Below are 26516 nucleotides of genomic sequence, written 5' to 3'. Positions count from 1 at the left end.
AGGACTCTCGCATGACGACGCCCCACCCTCGCCCGAAACTCGAGCAGGCACCCGCGGTCCGCTCACTGCGGGTGCTGACGGTCAATACCCACAAGGGCTTCAGCGCCCTGAACCGGCGTTTCGTGCTACCGGAGCTGCGCGATGCGGTGCGCACGCTGTCCGCCGATGTCGTGTTCCTGCAAGAAGTGCTCGGCACCCATCGCCACCACGGCAAACGCTTCGACAACTGGACCGATATCCCCCAATACGAATTCCTCGCCGACACCATGTGGCCGGTGTTTGCCTATGGCCGCAATGCCGTCTACCCCGATGGCGAACACGGTAACGCCCTGCTGTCCAAGTTCCCGATCCTGCGCCACGACAACCGCGACATCAGCGTTCACGGCACCGAAGCGCGCGGGCTGTTGCACTCGGTACTGGCGGTGCCGGGCCAGACCGAAGTGCATACTGTGTGCGTGCACCTGGGCTTGAGCGAACGCCAGCGCCGCCAGCAAATGAACCTGTTGTGCCAACTGCTCGATGAAATACCGGAGGATGCCCCGGTCATCGTTGCCGGCGACTTCAATGACTGGCGCCAGCGCGCAGACCGGCAACTGGCCGAAAGCGCCCTGACGGAAGTGTTCAGCCAGGCCCTCGGCGCGCCCGCCAAGACCTTTCCGGCGCGCTGGCCACTGCTGCGGCTGGACCGTATTTACCTGCGCAATGCCACGGCCAGCAAGCCGCGGATTCTGGGCCGCAAACCGTGGACGCACTTGTCCGATCATCTGCCACTGGCTGTCGAGGTGCATTTATGAAAACCACATGGCAGAGCGGTAACCAGGTGCAATTGTTGATCAACGGCGAGGAGTACTACCCGTCGGTGTTCGAAGCCATTGCCCGCGCCCGGGAAGAGGTGCTGCTGGAAACCTTTATCATCTTTGAAGACAAGGTCGGCGAGCAGCTGCAGCAGGTGCTGGTCGATGCAGCAGAGCGCGGCGTACGGGTTGAAGTGCTGGTCGATGGCTATGGCACCGCCGACCTGAGTGCAGCCTATTTGCAGCGTTTGAGCGATGTCGGCGTGCGCTTGCAAGCCTTTGACCCCAGCCCGAAGCTGATGGGCATGCGCACCAACCTGTTCCGGCGCATGCACCGCAAAATCGTGGTGATCGATGGTGAGGTGGGGTTTGTCGGCGGCATCAATTATTCGGCCGATCACCTGGCCGACTTCGGTGAAATGGCCAAGCAGGACTATGCCGTGCAAGTGCGCGGGCCGATCGTCGCAGACCTGCACCAGGCCGTGCTGAAGCTGCTCGATGAAACCAGCCGGGTACACCGCAACCCCAGGCTCTGGCGCAGCCACCCTGCCCCCATCGACCCCGACAGCGCCCACGCCAGCATGCTGCTGAGCATTCGCGACAACATTCACCACAAAAACGATATCGAGCAGCACTACCTGCGTGCGATTCGCAGTGCCCGCTCGCGCCTGGTCATCGCCAATGCCTACTTTTTCCCCGGCTACCGCCTGCTGCACGAAATCCGCAATGCGGCCCGGCGCGGGGTCAAGGTAACGTTGATCCTGCAAGGCATGCCGGACATGCCCCTGGTGCGCCTGTGCTCACGCCTGCTGTACAACGACTTGCTGCGCGATGGGGTCGTGATTTCCGAATATTGCGAGCGGCCGCTGCATGGCAAGGTCGCGCTGGTGGATGATGAATGGTCGACCGTAGGCTCCAGCAATCTGGACCCGTTGAGCCTGTCACTGAACCTTGAAGCCAACCTGTTCATCCGCGACCGCACCTTCAACGAGCGGCTCTACACCCACCTGCAAGAGCTGGCGAACAGCCGCTGCAAGTCGGTCAGCCTGCAACGGGTGCTGCGCACCTATTGGTGGCGGGCACCGTTGATCTTTCTGACCTTTCACTTTCTGCGCCACTTCCCGGCCATCGCTGGCTGGCTGCCGGCACATTCACCCAGGATTACGCCCCTGAGCACCAAGGCCCGTGACCTGGAAGACACGCCGCAGGTTCATCCATGAGCACACCCACGTCTGAAAAGCGCGCGAAAAAGGGGCGTTGGGCCAAGCGGCTGTTGACCCTGGCGTTTTTTATCCTGGTGGCGGTGCTGCTGTTCATGCTGGTGCGCAATCTGGACTGGCAAGAGGTCAAGCACGCGCTGCAGTCTTATCGCGTCACCACGCTTGCCTTGGGCGGGTTGATTGCCCTGCTCAGCTATGCGGTGTTCAGCAGCTACGACCTGGTGGGGCGCCACTATACGGAACACACGCTGCGCGCTCGACAGATCCTGCCGCTGGCGTTTGTCTGCTATGCCTTTAACCTTAACCTCGGCGCCTGGGTCGGCGGCGTGGCGCTGCGCTTTCGCTTGTATTCCAAGCTGGGGCTGGACGTGCCGACGATCACACGCATTCTCACCTTTGGCTGGATCACCAACTGGCTGGGCTACCTGTTGGTGGCCGGGACGGTGTTTGCGCTCGGCTTCCCCGACCTGCCTGGCACCTTCAAGATCGGCGCCGGCGGCCTGCGCCTGATCGGCGTGCTGTTAGTGGCGCTTGCCATGCTCTATCTGCTGGCCTGTCGCTTTGCCAAACGGCGTACCTGGACCGTGCGCAAACACGAAATCACCCTGCCATCGTTCAAGCTCGCCGCCTTGCAGGCGAGCCTCGGAGTGACCAACTGGTGCCTGATGGCGGCGTTGATTTATCTGTTGCTGCCGGACAAGGGCGGTTACCCGAGCATTCTGGCAACGCTGCTGATCAGCAGCATTGCCGGTGTCATCACCCATATCCCGGCGGGGCTCGGGGTATTGGAGACGGTGTTTATCACCCTGCAGCACGACCAATACTCCAAAGGCACCCTGCTGGCCGCGTTGATTGGCTACCGGGCCTTGTACTTCCTGATGCCGCTGGCGATTGCCTGTGTGGTGTACCTGGTGCTGGAGCGGCGTAACCGCAGCACCAAAGCTCACCACCGCGATCAAACCACCTGATGGCGAGGCAAATACAGCGTCAGTGCCGCACCCGGCCCTGGCGCCGATTCGATCCGCACGCGCCCACCCGACTGCCGGGCAAAGCCATAGACCATCGACAGCCCAAGCCCCGTCCCCTGCCCCACGGGCTTGGTGGTGAAGAAGGGGTCAAAGGCTCTCTCGATGACCTCGCGGCTCATGCCGCAGCCGGTGTCCAGAACCTGCAGACAGCCATAATCGCCTAGCGGCAGGTCTTCATCGCCCAGGGGGGCAACCTCGTGGGTGTAATTGCGCGTGCTGATGCTTAACCGCCCGCCCAGCGGCATGGCATCGCGCGCGTTGATGCAGAGGTTGAGCAGCGCGCCTTCGAGCTGATGGCTGTCGATCATCACCGGCCACAGATTGGCAGTGAGGTCCAGTTCCAGGGTCACCGAGCGGCCAATGGTCTGATGGATCAGTTCATCCATGCCGTCAATCAGCTGGTTGATGTCGGTGGGCTCCGGCAATAGCGACTGGCGTCGGGCGAAGGCCAGCAGCCGGTGGGTCAGGGTCGCCGCCCGCACGGCAGCACCTTGCGCGGCATCGATGTAGCGCTGCAGGTCATCGCTGCGGCCTTCATCGACCCGCCGCTTGAGGAGTTCAAGGCTGCCACTGATGCCGGTCAGCAAGTTATTGAAATCGTGCGCCAAACCGCCCGTCAGCTGCCCTACGGCTTCCATCTTCTGACTGTGGCGCAACAGCTGTTCTGCCCGCTGCAATGCCTCGGCTCGCTCGTGCTCTTCGGTGACATCACGGCCCACGGCACTGAAGCAGTCACTGGCCGAAACCGCTGCCCAGTTGATCCAGCGCGCGCTGCCGTCCTTGTGCAGCAAGCGGCAGTCAGTGTCGGTCAGCTGTGCTTCACGTACCAGGCGCGCCACGTTGGCCTGAGCGATCAACATGTCCTGCGGATGGACGAAATCCAGTATCGAGCGCCCAACCAACTCGCTCTCGCTCCAACCCACGACCCGCTGCCATGCCGGGTTGGTGGCCGTGATGGTCAGGTCCGTGCGGGTGACCAGCATCAGGTCGGAGGACATTTCCCACACGCGGTTCAGGTCGGCCGTGCGCTCGACCACCTGGCGCTCGAATTTTTCCGCCAGCGCCTTGACCTGCTGTTGGGCACGCACCTGTTCGGTGGTTTCGACCACTGTATCGAGCATACCAACGACCCGACCGTTTTCATCCCGGACCGGGCTGTAGCAGAAGGTGAACCAGGCTTGTTCGGGCTGGTTGCGATTGACCACCAGCGGGAAGTTCTCGATGAACGTGGCCTCGCCCCGGTAGGCTTTCAAGGCAATAGGCCCGATGGTGTCCCAGGCTTCCGCCCAGATATCGTCAAAGCGCCGGCCCAGCGCTTCGGGTTTGTCGCCCAGGATCGGGCGAAAGCCGTCGTTGTAGATCGCCAGCAACTCCGGCCCCCACACCAGGCATCCGGGAAATTTGGACACCAGCAGCATGTCGACGGCAATCCGCAAGGCCGCGGGCCAGCTGTGCATCGGCCCGAGCGATGTCGATCCCCAGTCGAAGGCGCGGACCTTGTCGCTCATCTCGCTGCGCTGATTGGGGAACGAATCGAAAGACATCACCTGCATGCAAGACTTCCTTTTCTGTAAAACGCCTGGTTATACCCCGATGTCTTCATTCCACAACTGCGGATGCTGCTCAATGAAGGTTTCCATCATCTGGATGCACGCAGGGTCCTGCAACACGTCCAGCTTCACGCCACGGTCACGGAGCAACTGCTCTTCGCCCAGAAACGTCTTGTTTTCACCAACGATCACCCGGCCGATTCGGTAAAGCAGAATCGCACCACTGCACATGGAACAGGGCGACAGAGTGGTGTAGAGGGTGGCCTCACGGTAAACCCTGGCCGGTTGGCGCCCGGCATTCTCGAAGGCATTCATTTCGCCGTGATGAATCGCGCTGCCATCCTGCACGCGGCGGTTGTGGCCGCGGCCGATGATCTTGCCGTCGTGCACGATCACCGAACCGATCGGAATGCCGCCTTCAGCCAGGCCCTTGCGGGCTTCGTCAATGGCTGCCTGCATGAAAGGGTCCGGATGCACGACAGCGTCTTTGGGCAAAGAGGGGTTCATACGGGGTTCCTTCCTGTGATGAAATATTTCAGGAAATTAGCAGACTGCCAGCGTCAACAACACCGCTTCATTTGAAAAAAACCGGCAGACGACCGGAACGTGACTCATTACATAACGGAGCTATGCTTTATACGCTTTGCCGACCGGCTTTTTTGGGTAATGGAACTGCCGTCCACTCAAGGAGAGCGCCAATGAGCACAAAAATACTGGTGGTTGTAACCAACACCGCCAAATACCCTGAACATAACCGTGCCACCGGGCTTTGGCTGGGCGAAGCCGTGCACTTTGTCGAGGCGGTGGAAGCCAAGGGCGTTCAGGTGGATTTTGTCAGCCCTGCAGGCGGCTATGTCCCCATTGACCCTAAAAGCATGAACATGGCTGATGAAGCCGAATGGGCGTGGTACCAGGACAAGAAATGCATGAACCGCCTGGGCGCCACCTTCGCGCCTGGCCAGGTCAAGGCCAGCGACTATGCGGCGATCTATTACACCGGCGGTCACGGCGTGATCTGGGATTTCCCCAACAACACCGCGCTGCAAACCCTGGCGCGCGACATCTTCGAGCGCGGCGGTATCGTTGCATCGGTCTGCCACGGCGCCGTGGGCCTGCTGAACATCAAGCTTTCCGACAACTCCCTGCTGCTCAAGGATCGGGAAGTCACCGGCTTCTCCAATACCGAAGAAAAACTGGTTGAACTGGATAAGGATGTACCTTTTCTCACAGAAAATGAACTGGAGGCACGTGGCGGCTTGTACAGCAAGGCCGAAGACCCGTGGGCATCCTATGTCGTCGTCGACTCGAAGGAAGGAAGATTGATCACCGGCCAGAATCCGGCGTCCAGCAAGGCCGTTGCCGAGAAAGTGCTGGCCAGACTCGGCATTCGATAGGTGCTCCGACCGGTAGCGGCGAAAGTGCCCACGCCGTGTGCTTAAGAAGGCCACATTGATCGTCTCGAAGCCGCCCAGGCTTGACCTTATGCTCGATGAAGTGAGCCTGCACCCTGCCGTTGCGGCGCCAGGGAAGGCGGCACTTTTCATCCAACATAAGGGAATGCCATGACACCACTACGCACCAGCGTTCGCGATAAACGCAAGCTCCTGTTCGTTTCCATTGCGGTAGGCTTGACCCCGATTGTCGCCGGGCTGCTGGTTTTGTATACGCAAGTCGACAGATCCCTGGCGCAAAGCGCCACCAAGGCGACCATTATGGGGCTGCACAAGACCGAAGCGGTCATGGACCGGGTGAGCGCCGCTGCGGGCAAGATCCGCTACCTGGCCGGCCAGCCTTGTGACGCCGCGCTTTCCACCCTGCGCATGGGCGTGGTCAGCGAAACCTACCTGCGGTCCTTGACCCTGGTGCGCAACAACCGAATGTACTGCAGCTCGCTGGAAGGCGTGATGTCTGCGCCGCTGGATCCGGCCAACTTCCATGACGGCAAGTTCTGGTTGCGCCAGGGCAACCCGACGACGCCGGACAGCTCGATGCTTTACTACCGACTCTACAGTGACCCACAGGGTATCGCCGCGATCGTCGATGGTCAGACATTGCTCGACGCGCTGGACATCCGCGGCGACGAGACGCCCCTGATACTGGAAATGGGTGCGGCCTGGCTGGACCGGTTGGGCAACGTGCGAACGGAAGACATCCCGGAAAACCCCGAGCACCATGTGAAGCAAACCTCACGCCGTTATGGCTACTGCGCATAACATCGCTACAGGCCGCGTAAACACCGGAGTGTGGCAATATGCCACCTTCTGGTTACCACAATGGCTACCCGTTGGTCGGGTCAGGGCACCAACACAGGGCTTCGATCAAGGAAGTAACTCACCCAGACGCCTGCCGCGACAATGAGACAGACGAGCACCAAGACCATCGCAGCAAACCTGTTCACTGGCTGCATATCGCTTTCCTGATAGGAGGGTTCCTGCAAGCCTAGTGCCTTGGGTGAAGGCTGGGGTTTCCTAGCTAGGGTGTCGCCAAGTAGCTCGCCCAGATACCCGCAGAGACAACGACACAGACCGATATGATGACCATCGCAGCAAACTTTTCCACTGGCCCTGCTCCTACTCTGACACCCCCCTGCAAGCGTAGCCTGCAAAAAGGTCGTGTGCGCCCCGGTCGCCAACGGAGCGATGCAAGCCCTTGGCGTTTCAGCTCGGGGCGGTTGACGCTGGTCGGAACGACCGATGGTGACACCACGCGATTGACTATCCTGATAGCTGGCCATTTGCCTTTACGCAGGGAAGAGTCATGGCATATACGATCAGCTACACCTATCAAGGCAAACAGGTAGTCATGCGGTGCTTCGAAAACAATCTCTGCGGACACGATGCGGTGTATTACGCGCTGCTCCATTCAGGTGTCGCTTTGCGCGAAGGCGTGTCGAGTTGGGTGGGTAGTTACGCTTCTATTTGCCAATCGGCTGAACAATTCGGCGTCACCGATGTGAGATGGTGTCGTACAGATCAGGCTCCCACAGCCTAGACGTTGAAGGTTAGTTAGGTGCGCCCAGAGAGTGTAAGCATGCTCCTCAAAACCATTGCACAAGCCATCGCAATTCTGGGGGGCCTCTTAACGCTAGGTCTGACTGCCTATGCCGCCCAAGGCTCTGATTCAGGGTCGTTTACATTCTTGGCTCTGGTAATGGTTTGGGCTGCTTCGCCGTATGCGGCACTATTTATGCTCGCGCGTCGAGCCACGGCGAGTGGGTATTGGCCAGCGGTCTTGGTTGTTTCAACCTTGGCAGTCTTGATGTTCGGGTTGTACCTGTTTTGGCTTGGGTTCTTTGCGCAGCCTGATCCACAAAGCGGATTATTATTTATCGTACTCCCCTTTTATCAGTTGGCCTTTGTGGTAGTCATATTCGTTGTCGGTGCGCTAACAAAGGCTTGGTCTACCTAACAAGTCGTTCAAGGTGGACGCCGTACCGGCGCCACCACTCAGTTGCCCAAAGACCTGTCAGCCTTCGTTCATCCAGCCCTCGACCTGTTTTTCTGGTCAAATCGTCGATCTCACAAAATCGTTTCAGCAAGGGCCAGCGACCCTTGCTGAATCGATTTTGTCGGAGTTGCCGTTTGCGTAAAGCAGCTGGGCGAAAACCACAGCCGCATACCCTTGTGACTGATCTTGGATTTCACCGAGCATCGCCCTACAACAACGATTTCTTGACCGCTGCCAGCGCCTGTTCGGCTGAGCTGCCGCTATAGGTTGCAAGCGTCGCATTCTGCGTCTGCTCGATCAGGCGGCGATCCCTGCGCTCTTCATCGGACAGGTGTAGCTCACTGGCCCATTTGGTGCGCTCGGGATCTTCGACGACTTCAGGCTGGAGAAGTGGCGGGGTGTCGGGGTGGGGCACTCGGCAGGCTTCCTGCGGGGTGATCTTGGGCACAGGTTCAAGGGCCTTCTGCTCGTAGGCGGCTTTTGCCAGACAAAAAGCCACGCGTCGAGCCGCTTCAAAATCGGTCAGGCCCGAGTTAAATTGTTGCTGAACCAAAACGTCAGGAATATCGTCTCGTTGCGGCGGCGGAAAAAGCCGACTCAATCCTTGGCGAAGAAATTCACCCGGTTGATCCTTGGCGAACTCCAGCAGCCAAGCCCGCCCGCCCAGCTTGGCATAGCACCACATCAGGTCCGCCGCCATCTTGTCGGTCAGAACCTTGCGCTGTTCCCGGTCTACGGAACCGCGCTTTCTACCCCCGGTTTTTGGCTGACCAATCCGAGCAGTCATTAATCTATACCTTCAAAGACGTTTTTACACAGTCTGGGCCGAAAGCTGTCGTTTGCACATCCCCCGTGGGGCCACACTTCGCAAAAGCCACTTTGCTGCATAACGCCTAGCTGTAGCGGCTTGCAATCGAAAACGGTCGGGCTCGCAATCAACGCGAATTTGAGCTCAGATTATCTGCGACTGACGAAAGCGAGCCAGCGGGTTTTCGATTGCAAGCCGCTACAGCTACCGAGCGGACCATCACCGACCGGTAAGCGCGATTGCTCAGACTCAATCAGAATTTTTAGGTTTTCTTCGGCGGGGCGGTGGACGTTAATGCTTCTGGCTAACACTTCCCCTTGCCGGGTGTGCAGAGGGCTTTCAGCTCCAAGCCACCAGCGTGGTCACTATAGCGAACTGGTTGTGCTTGCGCGCAACGCGCCATGCCTGACGCACCTAACAAACTGCGCCGGCCATGAAGGCCGGCACGGAAGGCTCATTTTGCGGGATCAAACAAACTCTTCGTCGTCTCCACCATCGAAGAAGCCATTGTCAGCATAATACTCGTCTGATGCGGGATCCTCTTGAGCCACTTGGGGCTCTTCGGCACGGTCTTGGCTAGCGAGTTGATCAGCATCCTCGTCTTGGAACATATCCATCAGCATGTTACCAAGCACCATCCCCCCAGCCACACCAGCAGCCGTTTGCAAGGCACCCGAGAGGAAGCCACCACCTTGCGTTGGCATACCACGCTGGCCGAACCCTGGCTGCTGACCTACACTTGGTTGCTGTCCGAAACGCCCCCCGGCAAGAGACTTTTGTGCTCCGGAGTTGCTAGCTAATGAATTGGTCGATGGGCTCTCGACTGACTGAGGCTGGCTGCGACCGCCAAACAAGCCGGCTAGGAAGCCGCCACTGTTCTGCTGTGAACCGCTCTGGGCACGCTTGAGAGCGTCGATCTCCGCTTCCTGTTCCTTGATACGAGCGTCCAGCTGTTGGATAACATTTTCCTGCACGATGATAGCCTGCGCCATGTAGTACGGTGCTGCAGGCTGACGAGCAACATGCTCGCTGATAAATGCGTCGGCCTGGGACTCTCGCGGTACGGATTGCTCCTCCACAGCACGCAGGCGGGAAAAAAGTCCATCAATCAGGTTCTTCTCTTCAGGTTGCATAGTGTTCACTCAATGCCTCATGGCTGGATGCGCACATCATCGGAAGCGGCCTGAGCGATGTCAAAAAACAGCTATTTCAAGAGTTTTCACTGCTCGTTGGAGCACTATGTGCGAACCATACTGCGCATTGACAATCCTAGTCTTTCACCCACATGTCGCGACATCAGGATCCATGCGCGACTGACATCATCGGCCGCCAGGTGATTGTCGCGACATCAGGATCCATGCGCGACTGACATCATCGGCCGCCAGGTGATTAGCAGAAAATTTCAGTTTGGGCTGCTTTGAGTATGAAAGGTTTCGAAGAAAGCGAATCTGCCTCGATGGCACTTTCCAGCGAGTTTGTGCTTCAGGAACAAGCCCACCATTGGAAAATGCTGGGGCACTTTTGCAACGGTGGTAATTACCTCTACTCTTCCCGCCAAGCAACACCTCCCTCAGGAGCCTTCTGAACAAGGTGGCGCTCTGAGGGCGGCGGTTGCTTAAAGCGCGGTCAGACTAAACGTTGTGCACCACTTACTGCTGGATGGTTTCTTCGCTTGCTTCCCCATTCACAATCGGAGTGGCAAGTACTTTATCAATTCGCTTGTCGTCCATGTCGACGATCTCGAAGCGCCATCCATTCCAGTCCACACTGTTTCCTGTCGAGGGCACACGCCCAAGCAACAGCATTATCATCCCACTGATAGTGTGATAACGGCCCTTGTCTTCCTCAGGCACGGTCTTGAGTTCAAGGCGGTCTTTCATCTCAGGAATTGGAATAGCGCCATCCAGCAGCCATGAGCCATCAGCACGTTGCACTGCCCAGGAGTCGTCCGCGTTACGGGGTGTGAACTCACCTGTGACGGCTTCTAGGACATCTTGCAGGGTCACCAGGCCTTCAATCTCTCCATACTCGTCAATGACAAATGCCATCTGCATATCGTTGGCACGAAACTGCTCCAGCAACTCCATGCCTGTCAGTGTTTCGGGGACATACACACAGGGTTGGAGGTTTGCCGAGTAGTCTGGAGTTTCACCTTTTGCCACGCGGGCCAGGGCCTGCTTAGCGTGGATAACACCGATAAGTTTATCGAGTCGACCATCGCAGACCGGGAAACGCGAGTGCTCAGACTCAATCAGAATTTTTAGGTTTTCTTCGGCGGGGCGCTGGACATCAATGAAAACGACATCCGAGCGTGGAGCCATCAGCGAGCCCAGTTGACGGTCATCGAGTCGGAATACATTTCGCACCATTTCATGTTGATGCTGTTCAATGACGCCTGCCTCAGACCCTTCTTCGAGCATGGCGTGGATTTCTTCTTCCGTGACGCCGCTCTGATTGTTTTGCTTGACACCCAATAGGCGAAGCAATGCATGCGTAGACACTGTCAACAGCACCACAAATGGGCGTGTAATGAGCGCCAGTACCTGCATTGGGCGTGCAACGAGTCGCGCGATAGGTTCCGGACTGATTTGGCCAATGCGCTTGGGAACCAGCTCTCCGACCACGATCGAAACGTAGGTGACAACTATGACAACAGCAGCCGTTGCACCAATGCTTGCAACACTTTCCGGCACATTAAACGATTGCAACCATTGCGAAAGCGGTGCAGCCAGCACTGCTTCACCGAAAATACCGTTCAGGATACCAATGGAGGTGATACCAATCTGGATGGTCGAAAGGAACTTGGTGGGATCCTCCCCCAGTTTGAGGGCAACAGATGCTGCGTTATCCCCATCTGCGGCCAGCTTCATGAGACGTGCTTTACGGGCGGTGACCAGTGCGATCTCAGACATTGCGAAAATGCCGTTCAGCACAATCAGACCGATGAGAATCATGATTTCCATTGACTACCTCGTTGATCGACTGCGTGTTGGGCAAATGCAGGCATCAGTGCCAACGAAGGCTCGGCTTTGGCAAGGGCGAAGGAAGTATTGGGTGTGGCGGTGGTAGCACACAGGGGGACGTGTGCTGTTGAAGATTCAAGATATCGACAACTATGACTGTCCATAAAGAGCCGGTCTAGCCGGATGCTCCTCTTGTATAAGGGGCAGCTATCCTACAGCAGGCTGAAACCGCGTCAAACTCAGGTCAACCTCGAACAGATTACAGATTATTTCGACCTGTAAACGCCTGATTTCGCCCGGCCTGCGCCGGTTTGAGCGATTAGCTGGCCTTCTCTCAGCCAAGTTCAACAACGTCATCAGGCGTGGTTTGGGTTGTTCTGTCAGTTTCATCCTCACCTTCTCAAGCCCCCTGCGCGTTCTAGCACCGTACCCTATGGGCTGGGCTCCAGTGCCTTTTCACCGTGGCGATGCTCAGTCCTGAACTCTCGACCACTTCCCGCTGTGACTTACCTTCAGCCTTCAGCCGCTGCACCTGCGCAGTAGTGCCGGTGGCTACGGGTCGGCCCAGCTTCCTGCCTTCTGCCTTCGCTCTCGCCAACCCGGCCTGGGTCCGCTCGATGATCAGATCACGCTCGAACTCTGCGACAGCGGCCAGGACAGTCATCGTCATCTTGCCCGCCGAACTGGTCAGGTCGGCACCGCCCAAGGCCAGGCAGTGAACCTTGACCCCACGATCAGCCAGTGACTTCACCGTGGTCTGCACATCGATGGCGGATCTGCCAAGCCTGTCCAGCTTGGTGACGATGAGTACGTCCGAACTCTCCAGGCGCTCTACCAGCTTCTGGAAGCCGGGGCGCTCCATAGCTACCGTGCCGCCCGAGATCGTTTCCACGATCACACGCTGAGGCTCGACAGCGAAGCCTGCGGCCCGTACCTCCTGCACCTGGTTGTCAGTGGTCTGGTCTTCAGTGCTGACACGGGCATAAACGAATACGCGGCTCATGACGGATCTCCTCTGGTATCAACAAACGTTAGTATCAGTCTAACCCGTATCACCAAAGCCGCAAGCCGTTTTGTTGATACCTGATAACGCCCTTGGCAGCCGGTATCATTTAACGACCGTTTGTTGAGCGTCACAAACCGCAATGCTCCCGCATAAACCTCAGCACGTTGTCCACGCGCTCCGGATCCACATCAACCAACAGACCGACCCGCTTGTGCACGTAAAGCGCCTGGCGCTCTGGTGGCATATCACGGAGCAACGGCGCGTGCGCGATGGCTATACGGATTACGGCCGTGATGCCGGTGTCCTCCAGATCAAGCAGATGATGTTCCTTGCATTTAGCCCGCACAAAATCCCGATGCGCTTCGTCTCTTTTCAACCCCTCAACCATTTCCTTACATTTGCGGCGTGCATAAGCTTTATGTGCTTCGTCTAATTCTTTTTTCATAAAAGCAGCCTACCTCGGGCGTTCGGCCTGTCCGCTCGGGAATAGGATCCAATTTCTAATTGTCTGCGTCCACCATGGAGTTTTCATCACAACGACTCTGTTGATTCACCAGACGGACCAGCAGATCGGCATATCCCTCACCAGGGCGTAGAGCTGCCTTGACAGCCACTACCTGATCCGGCGACAGCCACAAGTAGAGTGACAGCCATCCAGCAGCCCGGCGACGTTCCCGCAACAACCGCATGAGCTTGGCATCCTTGGTTTTGGCCCGTGGCCGTGCCAGCAGCCAGCCTTGACTGAGCAACCTTTCGACTTCAGCCGGGTTGTCGATGGTCCGGGCGTATGACCCATGCACCAAAAGTTTGGGTTTCATCATCTTTACCTCCTACCTGCGGCGCCAACGAACCGCAAAACCTGACTCGGGGGTTTAAGGTGGGTTTGAGGGGTTTTGGGGGTTTTCTGCACCGCTCCCGCCCTATTTAGCATACGCATATACATAAGAACTATTCTCATTTGCTAAATCCCGCGTTAGCTATCTGGAAAACCCCCAAAACCCCTCAAACCCACCTTCGGCTCACTTGACCCGGCGCACCGTCCATGTGGCCATCCCATTGCGGCTGGGACCGCGCTCAAGGCGCAAACCATCGATGATCTGGCCTTGATGGCGTTCAAGCCAACGGCCCAGCCTCCGAGGATTGATGCCGTGCCCTTCGCCGGCGACTTCTTCCAGCACTGCGGCTAAACCCCGATCTTCGTCCGGCACACCGCGAAAGCAGGCAAAGCGCTGGTCATGCGCTGCCTTGATGATCTCCGCGACCTTCTTCGGTTTCTCGTCGAAGAGTTCGTGCAGTCCGTGCAACAGCGCCGCAAGCTTGGCGTGTTCCGGGTCTTGGGCGAACGCCGTATCGATTGCGTCAAAGGGATCACCCAGCTCAACGACGCCGAGCTCAGCTGCCCAGAGCACCGCCTGCCTTACCACGTCGTCCCAGGTCTCGAAGCTCGCCATCCTGCTCTTGCCACGACGCCTGCCTTCAACCCGATAGCCCAGCAGTACGGTGATTACATCGCGGACCATCTCCTGCCGATGCTGCTCTACCCACGCCTTCGGATCGAGGTCGAAGCTGCGCCGATCCGGCCGCTCCATCCGCGCATCGAGACGGCTGGTCAGGACGCGCCGGGCCAGATCGCCCACCAGCCGGATGTTGTTGCCGCTCAGGAGAAACAATGCGGTGTTCGGAAAGGCGAGCGTGAGGCTCTGCCCCAGCATCCGGTCGCTGTACACAGAGCTGGTGAGGAAGGTGCAGAGCGCCGCGCTGTCGAGGCGCTCGACCTGATTGTCGAGGACGATCACCGCCTTGCCCGTGCGCAGACTCGAAAGCAACCGTTTCCGCAGTTCTTCCTCTTGCGCGACCGGCGGCATCATCGCCGGCGCGCTCACTCCGGCCAGCAGTCCTAGACACTCGGTCAGCAAGGTTTTGCCACTGCCCGCCGCAGGCGCGTCGAAACCAAAGGCAGGCGCAGTCGGCAGGATCGGACGCATGACGGCGGTGAAGATCGCGGCCAGCATCACCCCCTGATCCGTCGGCGTGGCAAAGGGAAACTCCTTGAAGGGATACCAGATCCGCCGCAACGCCGCGACGACCTCGGCCTTACTGGGCCGGGTGTTGATGCGCACTTCGGGTTGCTGGGTCAGGTAGAGTCCGGTGGCTTCGTCGTAGCCGCGATCCTGCAACACACTGCCATCCAGCCGCATGATCGGTGCGCTGATGACGGTCCGCAGCACCGGCAGCCCCCACTCGCCGCGCTGACCGAGTACCTGCTTTGGCAGATCCTGCGGGCAGTCGGTCGTGACAATTGCCTGATTCCGTACATCCCATCTCGTGAAATGGATCAGCTTTCCAAGATGAATGAGCAGCCATTCCACAGCGACCGGCTGCACACCGCCCTCGACCAGCCGCACCACTTCACCTCCATGTTCAAAGAGCAGACCTTCCTCACGCAAGGCCGCGATGGCGGCGGCGACAGTCTTGGGCCGGTCGCCGGACACAAGCTGGATGGTCGCGCGTGCCAAGGTCAAGCCATAACGTGCATTGAGTCCGTGCGCATGGCTGAAGACATGGGGGCTGTTTCCCTTCAGGTTGAGCCATACCGTTGTAGATCCATAGTCCGGTTCAAGGGGATCGCGCAGGTACTCTCCGTCCCAGCGTTCGGGATCGGCCAACAGCTCGGCTACCGTGACCGCCTGCCAGTCGGAGGTGTAAAGGATGAACTCGGGTCCGAGCGTCGTACCTTCAACGGCCTGCTTCAGCACTTCACGCAGACGTGGTTCAGGCGTGTCCGGGTAGCGTTCGACGTACTCCTTCACCCGGCCTTCCAGCCACTGCGCCTTCACTGCCGCCGCTTCCGCTGCACACGCCGCCTTCGCATCGGTTTGCAGCTGGAGCAGCTTGGCCCTCTCGGCTTTCGTCAGATCGGGCAAGGCGCTCCGGGTATCCAGCGGTTGCGCATCCGGGTTGAAGATAAGAGGCTCGGGCAGCTTCTGCTGCAATGGGGCGACGCACTCGGCACCGCCACAAAAATCCAACCTTTCAGGCTGATAAACCGACGCATCCACAGGCCCGCGCAGCAGCATGGCCCCGCTCTTGGAAATCGCGATCCGGCCATGACCGGCCAACCAAAGACGGTCGAAGAGTACTTGCCCGGCGCGCGCTATATCGCTGGCATCCTTCACGACCATGTAGATGTGCATGCCACGCACACCACGTATCTTCTCAGCCATATCCATGTTGAAGATGCAGCTGGATGCCGAAGGCCGTAGTAAATGTGGCGCATCGTGCAAGGCCGGGCAGGTTGTATATAGAAGGTCGAGAAGCGCTTCAGGCAACAGGCTTTCCTCACCATCGGCGGGATCGTAGTCACCGAGGAGAATACCTGGGCCTGCGGACCATCCCATGTGCTCCCTGTCGCGAGAAATGATCGGCAGGCTATCGTCCACCGTGGTCGCCAGTTTTGCCTTGCTGACCACGAGAGCATGGTCATGGCCGTTGATGCCGTAGCTCAGGGCATTGGCTGGGGTCAGGCCGGTCAGCAGCTGGGCGAATTCGTCCAGCCCCGACAGCTTGAGCTTCCGGGCTTCACCGGCATAGAGCGCGCCGCCCGGTTCCTTGACCAGTTCGCCGTTCCGATCAAGCTCAAAGCGCTTGCTCAACCGGGTAGGGTTATGCGCGTTGAAGAGCGTAAGCTCGATGCCAAGCACTTGCCCAGTCCCGCTATCAGGACTAGGATCAACGGTACATTGTGTTGCTCCCTCAGCCCTCTCCGCCGCGTCACCGGCAGGGGGCTTTTTCATGCTGGTCATGTCATGCCCCCCTCAGCTTGCGCAGCATGAGAAATTCATCCCACTCGCCTTGTGTCGTCTCCCCGTCGCTGACCGAGATCAACACGTCTGTGTAATCAGCATCGAGACGACGGTGGATCAGAAGGTGTTCGGCCACCAGTGCCACGGCACGGACATTTTCGGGCTGGCGCATCATCTCCACAGCGTTGGACTTCAACCTCTGGCGCGTGCCCAGGTTCCAGTCGAGGGCCAAATAGGCGGCATTTTCGAAGTCATCGCCCGTACCTTCAAGGGCCACGGCCTCGCCCATGCCACTGGCGACGACGGCAGCGTACCCGGCCAGACAAACCATCGTGACCCTGAGCGCTTCGTGCCGGGAATCAACCGAGCTTTCGCCTTCGCAGTACCCGCCTAAATTATTTTCGGGATCGGGGATGATCGAGGTCCAGCCCCCCTGCAAAGCACAGCGCGCTTGTGCCACACAGTGGCCGGCTTCATGGATGGCGGTTTTGTAATTGCTGGTCATGATGCAGCCCCCTCTGCAAGCAGGGCGCGCTTGGCCTGCCGAACTGCGGTGGCCTTGGCGACGTTCTTGTCGATGCTCTGTTTGGTGGTAAAGGATGCGAGCAGCTTGCGAATATCGGACACGCGCCAAGCAATCGACCGAGGCCCGATTTGCACGGGTTGAGGGAATTTACCGTCGCGGATGTGATTCCACAGCGTGGCTTTGGAATAGCCAGTGACGGCGAGGACAACGGGCTGACGAATAACAGCGCAGTCTGGAAGATCGTCGAACGGAATACGGGACATAAAAAAAAGCTCCGACTCGAAAACTGACCGGCTACCTTGGGTAGCCATCCGTTTCGCATTCGAAGCTTTCGTCGTCGCCCCAGCTCCACCGCGCCTTTACGCGCTTGCGTTTAGAACCGTCTTGCCGTTTACGTATCCATGGGCCATATCACGTACAATCTGCTGGGGTGCAAGGACGTGATATGTGCGATGCCCTTGTCACTATCCTAGACCTTCCCGTCCTGTTCTGCCAATCCACACACGTAGTCCGCCCAGTAGGTCATGATCCGCCTGCGCTCGGCCAGATACTTCGCTTTGTTGTAGCGCCCACGCGTACCTCCAATGGTGTGCGCCAGCTGCATTTCAATCGCGTCGCTATCGAACATTTGTGCGTCACCCTCGCGGGCTTCATTCAGGTAGGTACTCGCCACATGCCTGAAACCATGCACCGTTTGCTTCCCGCCGTAGCCCAACAGCTTCAAGGCGTTGAGCAGTGAATTGCTGGCAATACCCTTTTGCCGTCCGCGTCCGGGCAGAATGAATCTGCTGTTGGGATTCATGACCTTCAGATCCTTCAGGATTGCCACCACCTGCGGTGGCAGTGGCACCAACAATACCCTGTCCGTTTTCATCCTCACTGCGGGTATCTCCCACAGCATTTCTTCAAAATCGAACTCGGTCCATTCGGCTTGCAGCAATTCGTTGGCGCGGACGAACGTCAACGTGATTAGCTGGAGCGCCAGCATCACTTCGCGGCTACCAATCTGGTCGTAGGTACTGATTTTCCTGACCAGTTCGGGAAATTCCTTCTGGCTGACATGGGCGCGGTTCCCTGACTTGTGAGCCTTAAGCGCACCCTCGCGGCCGACCGCTACGTTCTGGACAAGCCGACCGTTGTTGATCGCAAAATCAAGGACTGCCTGAATAATCCTCAACAGTCGAAAGGCCTGCGTCGTCGCACCGGTAGCTTGGACCCGGTGCAATACGGCGATGATGTCTGGCGCTTCGATATCCTTGACCGGCATTCGCCCGAGGATGGGGAAGGCATGGGTCTGCAAGGCGCTCAGCACCCCTTTGCTGTACTTCGCCGACCACAGGTGGGACCGGGCTTCATACCACTCCGTGGCGAAGGCTTCGAAGGTATCGGCCTGCGCCTGCTTGTCCTCGCGGACAGCCTTCTGCCTGACCTGCGACGGATCCTTGCCAGCCTTGAGGTCGGTGCGCAGGGCAGCGGCTTTCCTGCGCGCTTCGGCAAGGCCGGTGGCCGGGTAGACACCGAGGGACAGCAAGCCTTCCTTGCCTTGGCTGTAGAACCTGAACCTCCAGTACTTTTGCCCGGTGGCAAATACCCAGAGATAGAGGTTGTCACCGGCTGCCAGCTTCGTGATCTTCTTGCCGGGCTTGCAGCTGGCGTTCCTGCATTTCAGATCGGTCAGCGTGCTCATGGTGGTAAGCCCTCATTCGTGGTACATGCCTCAATTGTTATCCGGTTTCCTGTGAGATACCACTAAATTTAATTGTACTACCTTAGACCATAAGAATGGCTGAAACCCAGCAACAGCAGGGCTGTAACCCTTGCTGCTGCTGGGTTACTGGGGATACTTCGTCTGACAGGTTGGCGGCCTCATCCAGTCCGATGTGTACGGGCTGACCGGCTATTTGATTGAGCCGGGCTCGATAATCGATATCCAACCGCTGACGGTCCAACTCTGACTGCACCCTGTCAAGGAACACTGCACCTGGAATCGGCGTGAACCCAATCCGTACTGTCGAAAAGTCCTGGTCGATTTGGTTTTCAAGCCGCTCGATATAGCTGCGCCCTTCGTCCGACACATGGCGCAAAAACGCCCCACGTCTTCCTGGATCCTCGATCAGTGCATGCAGGTGCAGGCGCAGGGCAATGCCTGAGGGGAACATCTGCCAGTGTTGACCAGCGCCTGCCAGCAGCACCAGGCCAGGACTGGTGTCTGGAGCGATGTCCGGGCTTGAAGTCAGTACAAACAGTCCCGAGACCGATAGGGTCTTCCCGCGTTCTCCTTCGCGGATAGACAGTGAAAAACAGCCCGGTCGGTCAACCTGTGTCAACGCCTGCTCACCTGCATAGAAACGCTTGATCAGCTCCAGGGCGGGCTCTGCAAGCGAGCTTTGCGCGGCGACGCGCTTGAGTTGTACCCCCAGCATCTGGGCCAGCCATGCCCTGCGATCAGACGGCTGACCGGAAACGCCCAACGGCAAGGTCCAAAAATTCGTCAATAGCCGGTGAAAATCACTCACGCTGAGGGCTTCATTGAAGCTCGGCTGGTGACGCAAGAGATTGACAACGCGCAGGTCCGCAAGCGCCAGGTGATGCAGCCAGCTTGCCGGTGTTGCCGGTATATCGGTTGAAGGCAGAGTCATCGGGAATCCTTGTTAGCTGTGAACGGAGCACAAAAGATCCCACCGCCTCCCAATCGCCGTGGTATAGCTATTTATGGGGGGTGAAATTCCTCTTCATCTTTTCTTCTGGCCTTTGAAAGGGATGCTGCGATTGACCGTAAGGATCGGCCCGGTGCGGCTGGCTTTTTCATTTTCGGTTTGGCTGCTGCTGTGCCTGCAGATCCCATGCGCATCGGCAGCGCCGGAACATGCGCTGACGGTTTACGCAGAAACGCCCAGGTACCCCGCATCGTTCACCCATTTCAACTACACCAACCCCAAGGCCCCCAAAGGCGGAACGCTGCGCCGTTCGGCCCTGGAAATTGGCCAGTTCGATCATGTGTTGCCCTATATCGACAAGGGCGCTGGCGTCTCGCAAATCGACGGCTGGCTCTATTCGCCGCTGGCGGTGCGCTCACTCGACGAACCCTATAGTGTCTATGGCCTGGTGGCGCAAAAGATGGAACGTGCCGACGATGGCCGGTGGATGCGCTTTTACCTCAACCCAGACGCCCGGTTTGCCGATGGCACCCCGATCACGGCCCAGGACGTACGCTATACCTTTGACCTGCTGATGACCCAGGGCAGCCTCAAGTACCGCACACAGTTCGCTGACGTGGCCGGCGTTGAAGTGGAGGGCCCACGGCAGATTCGTTTCACCTTCAAAAGCAATGAAAACCGCACCCTGCCGCTGGACCTGGCGTCGTTGCCGGTGCTTCCCGAGCACTGGTGGAAAGACCGCGACTTTGCCAATGGCGGCGGCTTTGAGGCACCGTTGGGCAGCGGGCCTTATCGGGTGGCGAAAATGGACAATGGCCGCAGCATTACCTTTGCTCGCAACCCGGATTGGTGGGGCAAGGATTTGCCGGTCAGTCGCGGTATTTATAACTTCGACACCTTCACCGTCGAATTTTTCGGCGACACCGATGTGGCCCGGCAGATTCTTCGCGGCGGCAGCTACGACTACAACCGGGAGTTTTCCGCCACCGGGTACTCCATCGGCTACCGCGGGCCTGCGCTGGACGATGGCCGTCTGCAGCGCGCGCACCTGGCCCCGGATTCCCTGCAAAGCGCACAGGGTTTTGTCTTCAACCTGCAACGACCGCTGTTCCAGGACCGTCGCGTGCGCCAGGCGCTGGCCATGCTTTGGGATTTCGAATGGAGCAACCGGCAGATGATGCGCGACATGTACATCCGCCAGCAGAGCTATTTTTCCAACAGCCCCATGGCCGCCCGGCAACTGCCCGATGCCGCGCAGTTGGCACTGCTGGAACCGCTGCGTGGCCAAGTCCCGGAGGAGGTCTTCAGCCAGGTCTTCGAGGCGCCGAAAACCGATGGCAGCGGGTTTATCCGCGACAAGCAACTGCAAGCCCTGGCGCTGCTCGAGTCGGCGGGCTGGACGCCCAGGGGCGACCAACTGGTCAATGCCCAGGGTGAGCCCTTGAGTTTCACCTTCCTCAACGCGCAGAACGGTTTCGAACGCCTGCTGCTGCCCTGGAAGCGCAACCTGGCACAGATCGGCATCGACCTGCAGATTCGCCGCATCGATGCTTCCCAATACCTGAACCGTCTGATGGCCCGTGATTACGACATGATCGTCACCGGCTACCCGGTCTCGCCGTCGCCGGGCCAGGAGCTGTACAACTATTTCGGATCGAAAGCCGCCGAGGATCCAGGCTCCAATAATTACATGGTGTTGAAAGATCCCGCTGTGGATCGCCTGCTCGACGGCCTGATCAAGGCCAGCAGCAAGGATGCCATGATTGCCCACGCCCGCGCCCTGGACCGCGTGCTGAAATGGAACTACTACTGGATACCCAACTACTATCCCCCAGGAACCTCGACCGTGTGGTGGAACCGTTTCGGCCGGCCCGCGATTCAGGCGAGCAATGACGAAGCGGTGCAGACCTGGTGGGAAGTCAGCCCCACGGCACTGACCAACGAGCAAATGGCCGAGCGCCTGAACTCGCTCGCCAAGGAGGCGCGATGACGGCTTATATCCTGCGTCGCTTGCTGCTGATCATCCCCACGCTGCTGATTATCCTGTTGGTGAATTTCGCCATTATCCAGGCCGCACCTGGCGGGCCGGTGGAACAAGCCATCGCACGCCTGCAAGGCATCGGCGGTGGCGCAATTGCCAGTAGTGGCGAGACCGTCCACGGCAGTTCCAGGGCCAGCCGTGGCCTGGACCCGAAGCTGATCAAGGAAATCGAGCGCCAGTACGGTTTCGACAAATCGGCACCGGAACGGCTCTGGCTGATGCTGAAAAACTACGCCATGCTCGATTTTGGCAGCAGTTTCTTTCGTGGCGCGAAAGTCACCGAGCTGATCCTGGACAAGATGCCGGTCACGCTGTCGCTGGGCTTCTGGGCGACCCTGATCACCTACCTGGTGTCCATTCCGCTGGGCATTCGCAAGGCGGTCCGCCATGGCAGTCCGTTTGATGTCTGGACCAGCACGGCCATCATTATCGGTTACGCCATGCCGGCCTTTCTGTTTGCCCTGTTGTTGATCGTGGTGTTTGCCGGCGGCACCTCGCTCAACTGGTTCCCGGTACGCGGGCTGGTCTCGGAAGATTTCGACAGCCTCTCGACCCTGGGCAAAATCGCCGATTACTTCTGGCACCTGGTATTGCCGGTCACCGCATTGGTAATCGGCGGCTTTGCCACCCTGACCGTCCTCACCAAAAATGCCTTTCTCAACGAAATCACCCGCCAGTACGTGGTGACCGCTCGGGCCAAGGGGCTGAGCGAGTCGCGGGTGCTCTATGGGCATGTGTTTCGCAATGCCATGCTGTTGGTGGTGGCCGGCATTCCTCAGGCGTTGATCAGCGTGTTTTTCGCAGGCTCCTTGCTGATCGAGGTGATTTTCTCCCTTGACGGCCTGGGCCGCATGAGCTACGAGGCGGCGGTCTCCCGCGATTACCCGGTGGTGTTCGGCTCGCTGTTTATCTTCACCCTTTTTGGCCTGTTGGTACGGTTGATTGGCGACCTCTGCTACACCTTTGTCGACCCGCGCATCGACTTCCATGCGAGGAGCCACTGATGTTTGCCCTCTCCCCCATGAGCCAGCGCAAGCTGCAGCGCTTTCGCCGCAACCGGCGCGGATGGTACGCGCTGTGGTTGTTCGCCATTCTGTTTGCCATGAGCCTTGGCGGCGAGCTGATTGCCAATGACAAGCCGCTGCTGCTCAGCCTCAAGGGCGAGCTGTATTTTCCGGCCTTCAAGCGATACACCGAGCAGGAAATCGGCGGGCAATTACCGTTTCAGCCCGACTACCGCAGCCACTATGTGCGCCAGCTGGTGAAGGATCAGGGCGGCTGGATGCTGTTTGCACCGATCCCGTTCAGTGCCGATACCCCCAACTACGATTTGCTCGTACCCGCGCCGAGCCCGCCCTCGACCGTCAATTGGCTGGGCACGGACGACCAGGGCCGGGATGTGCTGGCGCGGGTCATTTTCGGTGCCCGGGTCTCGATCCTGTTTGCCTTGGCGCTCACCTTGATCAGTGTGGTGATCGGCATCACCGCTGGCGCCTTGCAGGGTTACCATGGCGGCTGGGTCGACCTGATGGGCCAGCGCCTGCTGGAGGTCTGGTCGGGGCTGCCGGTGCTGTATCTGTTGATCATCCTCTCGGGCTTTGTCGAGCCCGACTTCTGGTGGCTGCTGGGGATCATGGCGCTGTTTTCATGGCTGGCGCTGGTGGACGTGGTCCGCGCCGAGTTTTTGCGCGGGCGCAATCTGGAGTACGTCATGGCGGCTCGCGCCCTTGGCCTGCCCGACCGCTGGGTGATCGTGCGACACATCCTGCCCAATGCCATGACCGCAACCTTGTCCTTCGTGCCCTTCATCCTCACGGGTGCCATCTCGACGCTGACGGCGCTGGATTTTCTCGGTTTCGGCATGCCCGCCGGCAGCGCCTCGCTGGGTGAGTTGATCAGCCAGGGCAAGCAAAACCTGCAGGCACCTTGGCTGGGGTTCACCGCGTTTTTTACCCTGGCCCTGATGCTCTCGCTGTTGGTGTTTATCGGAGAAGCCTTGCGCGATGCGTTCGACCCTCGCGCGTGAATCGGTTCAAGCAAAAGGAGATGGACATGCAGCTTAAAGGCAAGACCGCCGTGGTCACCGGCTCTACCAGTGGCATCGGCTTGGGCATCGCTCTGCGTTTGGCCCACGCGGGCGCAAACCTGATACTTAACGGCTTTGGGGATGTCGACGAGGCCGTGGCGCAGGTCGCGGCGCACGGCGTCAAGGTGGGCCACCATCCGGCCGATGTCAGTGACGTGACGCACATTGCTGACCTGTTCGCCTATGCCGAGCGGGAATTTGGCGGCGTCGATATTCTTGTCAACAACGCCGGGATCCAGCATGTGGCGGCGGTCGAAGACTTTCCCGTAGAGCGCTGGGACGCGATTATCGCCATCAACCTGTCCGCCGTCTTCCACACCACCCGCCTGGCGCTGCCGGGCATGCGCGAACGGGGCTGGGGCCGAATCGTCAATATTGCTTCGGTGCACGGCCAGGTCGGTTCGGTCGGCAAGGCCGCCTATGTGGCCGCCAAGCATGGGGTGATTGGTTTGACCAAAGTGGTCGGCCTGGAAACCGCGACCAGCAATGTCACCTGCAATGCCATCTGCCCCGGTTGGGTATTGACACCGCTGGTGCAGAAGCAGATTGACGCACGGATTGCTGGCGGCACCGACCCACAGCAGGCTCGGCAGGATTTGCTGGCCGAGAAGCAGCCGTCACTGAGTTTCGTCACGCCTGATCATCTAGGTGAGCTGGTGTTGTTTCTGTGCAGCGAGGCTGGCAGCCAGGTGCGCGGTGCGGCCTGGAATGTGGATGGGGGGTGGCTCGCCCAGTAACCAACCTCCCGTAGGAGCCGGGCTTGGCCCTATGCCGGTCAGTTAAGGAATGGAGCGCCGAAAACCTGTGGGAGCGGATTTATCCGCGAATCCAGACACCGCGGTTTTTCAGGCATTGCGCGGCGCCTTCCATTCGCGGATAAATCCGCTCCCACAGAGTCCATGCCTTAACTGACTGGCATTGGGGCTTGCCCGCGATAAGGACATGGCGGTTTTACAGGTATTGCGCGTCATCGTTCATCGCGGGCGAGCCCGGCTCCTACCGGTTCGGCGCGGGGACTAGGGCCTTTCTTCTTCGTCATCCACCAGCCCCCAATCAGCCGCGTTGGGGTCAGGTGCTGAGCTCGGTGCCAAAGGCGCCGTGTGATGCTCCCCGACGCCATCGCGGTACAGCTTCAGCCGCAAGCGCAGGTTGTTGTACGAGTCGGCCTGGCGCAGCGCCTCCTCCTCTTCAATGGCGCCCTCCACCACCAGGTCGAACAGTGCCTGGTCAAAGCTCTGCATGCCCATCTCGCGTGAACGCTCGATCAGCCCCTTGAGTTCGGAAAACGCGTTGCGCTGGATGTAATCGCGCACCGTCGGGGTGCCGAGCATCACTTCCACCGCCGCCCGTCGATGGCCGTCGCGGGTTTGCACCAGCCGCTGGGACACGAACGCCTGCAGGTTGTTGCCCAGGTCATTAAGCAACTGCCCGCGGCGCTCGTCGGGGAAAAAGTTGATGATCCGGTCCAGTGCCTGGTTGGCGGTGTTGGCGTGCAGGGTCGAGATGGCCAGGTGACCGGTATTGGCAAAGGCCAGGGCGTGCTCCATGGTTTCACGGTCACGGATTTCACCAATCAGGATCACATCCGGTGCCTGGCGCAGGGTGTTCTTCAAGGCGGCGTGAAAGCTGCGGGTGTCGACCCCCACTTCGCGCTGGCTGATGATGGATTTCTTGTGCCGGTGAATGTACTCGATCGGGTCTTCAATGGTGACGATATGGCCGCTGCTGTGGCGGTTGCGATAGTCGATCAGCGCCGCCAGGGAGGTCGATTTGCCGGAGCCCGTGGCGCCAACAAATAACACCAGCCCTTGCTTTTGCATCACCGCATCAAGCAGCACCGCCGGCAACTTGAGGTCTTCGAACCGGGGAATATCCAGTTTGATATTGCGAAACACGATGGACACTTCGTTACGCTGGCGATAGATGTTGACCCGAAAACGGCCGGTGCCTGGCAACGACATCGCCAGATTCATCTCAAGATCCCGGGCAAAGTCGCGTGCCTGCTCGGCGTCCATGATACTGGCGGCGATCGTGGCCACTTCACCGGGCTTGAGTGCTTCAGTGCCCAGCGGCTTGAGCACGCCATTGAACTTGGCGCAAGGCGGTGCCCCGGTGGTCAGGTACAGGTCCGAGCCATCCTGGCTGGCGAGGGTTTTCAACAGCGCTTGTATATCCATATGCACGGCCCTGTGGCGTGAGAGACAGTCAACAGCTTGGTCCAGCCTGCCCCATGCGGCAAGCGCGAACAGCAACGATGGGGCATAATTGGCGCTTTACACTCGCACAGTGCAAGGCAATCGTGTCATGAAAGCTCTCGCTCGCCACATTCTGGTGAAAACCGCCGAAGAGGCCGAACAACTCAAGCAGCGCATCGCCAAGGGCGAAGCCTTCGATGTCCTGGCCAGGAAATACTCCACCTGCCCGTCCGGCAAACGCGGTGGAGACCTGGGCGAAGTACGCCCCGGGCAGATGGTCGGGGCCATTGACCAGGTCATCTTCAAAAAACCGGTTCGCATTGTGCACGGCCCGATCAAAAGCAAGTTTGGCTATCATCTGGTCCAGGTGTTTTACCGCGACTGATCTGCTA

General features: G+C 59.0%; 25 protein-coding genes. 11 read left to right on the top strand and 14 right to left on the bottom strand.

Annotated elements, in window-relative coordinates; all coding sequences use genetic code 11:
* Positions 1–11 precede the first annotated feature (11 nt).
* Genes GUY40_RS15425 through GUY40_RS15415 form a run of 3 tightly spaced genes read left to right on the top strand, consistent with a single transcriptional unit; the run spans position 12 to position 2982 of the window.
* The gene (locus GUY40_RS15425) at positions 12–794 is read left to right on the top strand and encodes an endonuclease/exonuclease/phosphatase family protein (protein WP_166569780.1); all 783 of its coding nucleotides are present in this window, start codon (positions 12–14) and stop codon (positions 792–794) included.
* Positions 791–2014, top strand: coding sequence for a cardiolipin synthase ClsB (clsB, locus tag GUY40_RS15420; RefSeq protein ID WP_166569779.1), 1224 nt, complete (start codon positions 791–793; stop codon positions 2012–2014). The genes GUY40_RS15425 and clsB overlap by 4 nt, the downstream gene beginning before the upstream one ends.
* Entirely contained in the window at positions 2011–2982 is a 972-nt protein-coding gene (locus tag GUY40_RS15415) for a lysylphosphatidylglycerol synthase domain-containing protein (RefSeq protein WP_166569778.1), read from the top strand. Before clsB ends, GUY40_RS15415 begins: the two co-directional genes overlap by 4 nt.
* Here the strand turns inward: GUY40_RS15415 and GUY40_RS15410 are convergent.
* Complete coding sequence (locus tag GUY40_RS15410; RefSeq protein WP_166569777.1) at positions 2970–4595, bottom strand: PAS domain-containing sensor histidine kinase; 1626 nt, start codon at positions 4593–4595, stop codon at positions 2970–2972. The two genes, GUY40_RS15415 and GUY40_RS15410, sit on opposite strands and share 13 nt — an antisense overlap.
* 30 nt (positions 4596–4625) lie before the next feature.
* The gene (locus tag GUY40_RS15405) at positions 4626–5099 is read right to left on the bottom strand and encodes a nucleoside deaminase (protein ID WP_256675770.1); all 474 of its coding nucleotides are present in this window, start codon (positions 5097–5099) and stop codon (positions 4626–4628) included.
* Between the two features lie 191 nt (positions 5100–5290).
* On the opposite strand from GUY40_RS15405, the gene GUY40_RS15400 reads away from it, so the two are divergent.
* The 3 genes from GUY40_RS15400 to GUY40_RS15390 all read left to right on the top strand — a co-directional run bounded on the left by GUY40_RS15400 (position 5291) and on the right by GUY40_RS15390 (position 8000).
* Complete coding sequence (locus tag GUY40_RS15400) at positions 5291–5986, top strand: type 1 glutamine amidotransferase domain-containing protein (protein WP_166569776.1); 696 nt, start codon at positions 5291–5293, stop codon at positions 5984–5986.
* 168 nt (positions 5987–6154) lie between these two features.
* On the top strand, positions 6155–6805 hold the full coding sequence (locus GUY40_RS15395; protein WP_166569775.1) for a CSS-motif domain-containing protein: 651 nt from the start codon (positions 6155–6157) through the stop codon (positions 6803–6805).
* A gap of 817 nt (positions 6806–7622) precedes the next feature.
* Positions 7623–8000, top strand: a complete 378-nt coding sequence (locus GUY40_RS15390) for a DUF4175 domain-containing protein (protein ID WP_166569774.1) — start codon at positions 7623–7625, stop codon at positions 7998–8000.
* A gap of 247 nt (positions 8001–8247) precedes the next feature.
* Here GUY40_RS15390 and GUY40_RS15385 read toward each other — a convergent pair whose 3' ends face one another.
* The 11 genes from GUY40_RS15385 to GUY40_RS15335 all read right to left on the bottom strand — a co-directional run bounded on the left by GUY40_RS15385 (position 8248) and on the right by GUY40_RS15335 (position 19784).
* Positions 8248–8826 carry a hypothetical protein gene (locus tag GUY40_RS15385; RefSeq protein WP_166569773.1) on the bottom strand — a complete coding sequence of 193 codons (579 nt, stop codon included), beginning with the start codon at positions 8824–8826 and terminating at the stop codon, positions 8248–8250.
* 488 nt (positions 8827–9314) lie between these two features.
* Positions 9315–9980, bottom strand: a complete 666-nt coding sequence (locus tag GUY40_RS15380; protein WP_166569772.1) for a DUF2076 family protein — start codon at positions 9978–9980, stop codon at positions 9315–9317.
* A gap of 516 nt (positions 9981–10496) precedes the next feature.
* Complete coding sequence (locus tag GUY40_RS15375; RefSeq protein WP_166569771.1) at positions 10497–11810, bottom strand: hemolysin family protein; 1314 nt, start codon at positions 11808–11810, stop codon at positions 10497–10499.
* A 418-nt stretch (positions 11811–12228) separates the two neighbouring features.
* Positions 12229–12813, bottom strand: coding sequence for a recombinase family protein (locus tag GUY40_RS15370; RefSeq protein ID WP_166569770.1), 585 nt, complete (start codon positions 12811–12813; stop codon positions 12229–12231).
* Positions 12814–12943: 130 nt separating this feature from the next.
* Entirely contained in the window at positions 12944–13261 is a 318-nt protein-coding gene (locus GUY40_RS15365) for a hypothetical protein (RefSeq protein WP_166569769.1), read from the bottom strand.
* A gap of 55 nt (positions 13262–13316) precedes the next feature.
* A complete protein-coding gene (locus tag GUY40_RS15360; protein ID WP_166569768.1) occupies positions 13317–13637 on the bottom strand; it encodes a hypothetical protein in 321 nt (106 codons plus the stop codon).
* Positions 13638–13835: 198 nt separating this feature from the next.
* Positions 13836–16517 (bottom strand): hypothetical protein, encoded by a 2682-nt coding sequence (locus GUY40_RS15355; protein ID WP_166569767.1) that lies wholly within the window; start codon positions 16515–16517, stop codon positions 13836–13838.
* Positions 16518–16620: 103 nt separating this feature from the next.
* Entirely contained in the window at positions 16621–17124 is a 504-nt protein-coding gene (locus tag GUY40_RS15350; protein ID WP_166569766.1) for a hypothetical protein, read from the bottom strand.
* Positions 17121–17408 (bottom strand): AlpA family transcriptional regulator, encoded by a 288-nt coding sequence (locus GUY40_RS15345; RefSeq protein WP_166569765.1) that lies wholly within the window; start codon positions 17406–17408, stop codon positions 17121–17123. Before GUY40_RS15345 ends, GUY40_RS15350 begins: the two co-directional genes overlap by 4 nt.
* Positions 17409–17614: 206 nt before the next feature.
* The gene (locus tag GUY40_RS15340; RefSeq protein WP_166569764.1) at positions 17615–18832 is read right to left on the bottom strand and encodes an integrase arm-type DNA-binding domain-containing protein; all 1218 of its coding nucleotides are present in this window, start codon (positions 18830–18832) and stop codon (positions 17615–17617) included.
* Between the two features lie 82 nt (positions 18833–18914).
* On the bottom strand, positions 18915–19784 hold the full coding sequence (locus tag GUY40_RS15335; protein WP_166569763.1) for a hypothetical protein: 870 nt from the start codon (positions 19782–19784) through the stop codon (positions 18915–18917).
* A 151-nt stretch (positions 19785–19935) separates the two neighbouring features.
* On the opposite strand from GUY40_RS15335, the gene GUY40_RS15330 reads away from it, so the two are divergent.
* Genes GUY40_RS15330 through hbdH form a run of 4 tightly spaced genes read left to right on the top strand, consistent with a single transcriptional unit; the run spans position 19936 to position 24666 of the window.
* Positions 19936–21792, top strand: coding sequence for an extracellular solute-binding protein (locus tag GUY40_RS15330; RefSeq protein ID WP_371924821.1), 1857 nt, complete (start codon positions 19936–19938; stop codon positions 21790–21792).
* Positions 21789–22847, top strand: a complete 1059-nt coding sequence (locus GUY40_RS15325) for a microcin C ABC transporter permease YejB (protein WP_166569761.1) — start codon at positions 21789–21791, stop codon at positions 22845–22847. Before GUY40_RS15330 ends, GUY40_RS15325 begins: the two co-directional genes overlap by 4 nt.
* The gene (locus GUY40_RS15320; protein ID WP_166569760.1) at positions 22847–23869 is read left to right on the top strand and encodes an ABC transporter permease; all 1023 of its coding nucleotides are present in this window, start codon (positions 22847–22849) and stop codon (positions 23867–23869) included. Before GUY40_RS15325 ends, GUY40_RS15320 begins: the two co-directional genes overlap by 1 nt.
* Positions 23870–23895: 26 nt before the next feature.
* Positions 23896–24666: a 3-hydroxybutyrate dehydrogenase gene (hbdH, locus tag GUY40_RS15315; protein ID WP_166569759.1), complete on the top strand. Its 771-nt coding sequence runs from the start codon at positions 23896–23898 to the stop codon at positions 24664–24666.
* Between the two features lie 279 nt (positions 24667–24945).
* Here the strand turns inward: hbdH and GUY40_RS15310 are convergent, their stop codons facing one another.
* Entirely contained in the window at positions 24946–26106 is a 1161-nt protein-coding gene (locus GUY40_RS15310; RefSeq protein WP_166569758.1) for a PilT/PilU family type 4a pilus ATPase, read from the bottom strand.
* Between the two features lie 127 nt (positions 26107–26233).
* On the opposite strand from GUY40_RS15310, the gene GUY40_RS15305 reads away from it, so the two are divergent.
* Positions 26234–26509: a peptidylprolyl isomerase gene (locus GUY40_RS15305; protein WP_166569757.1), complete on the top strand. Its 276-nt coding sequence runs from the start codon at positions 26234–26236 to the stop codon at positions 26507–26509.
* Positions 26510–26516: the final 7 nt, after the last annotated feature.

The sequence above is a fragment of the Pseudomonas sp. R5(2019) genome, from assembly GCF_009905435.1.
Classification (GTDB): domain Bacteria; phylum Pseudomonadota; class Gammaproteobacteria; order Pseudomonadales; family Pseudomonadaceae; genus Aquipseudomonas.
This window is presented reverse-complemented; position numbering and strand designations above follow the sequence as displayed.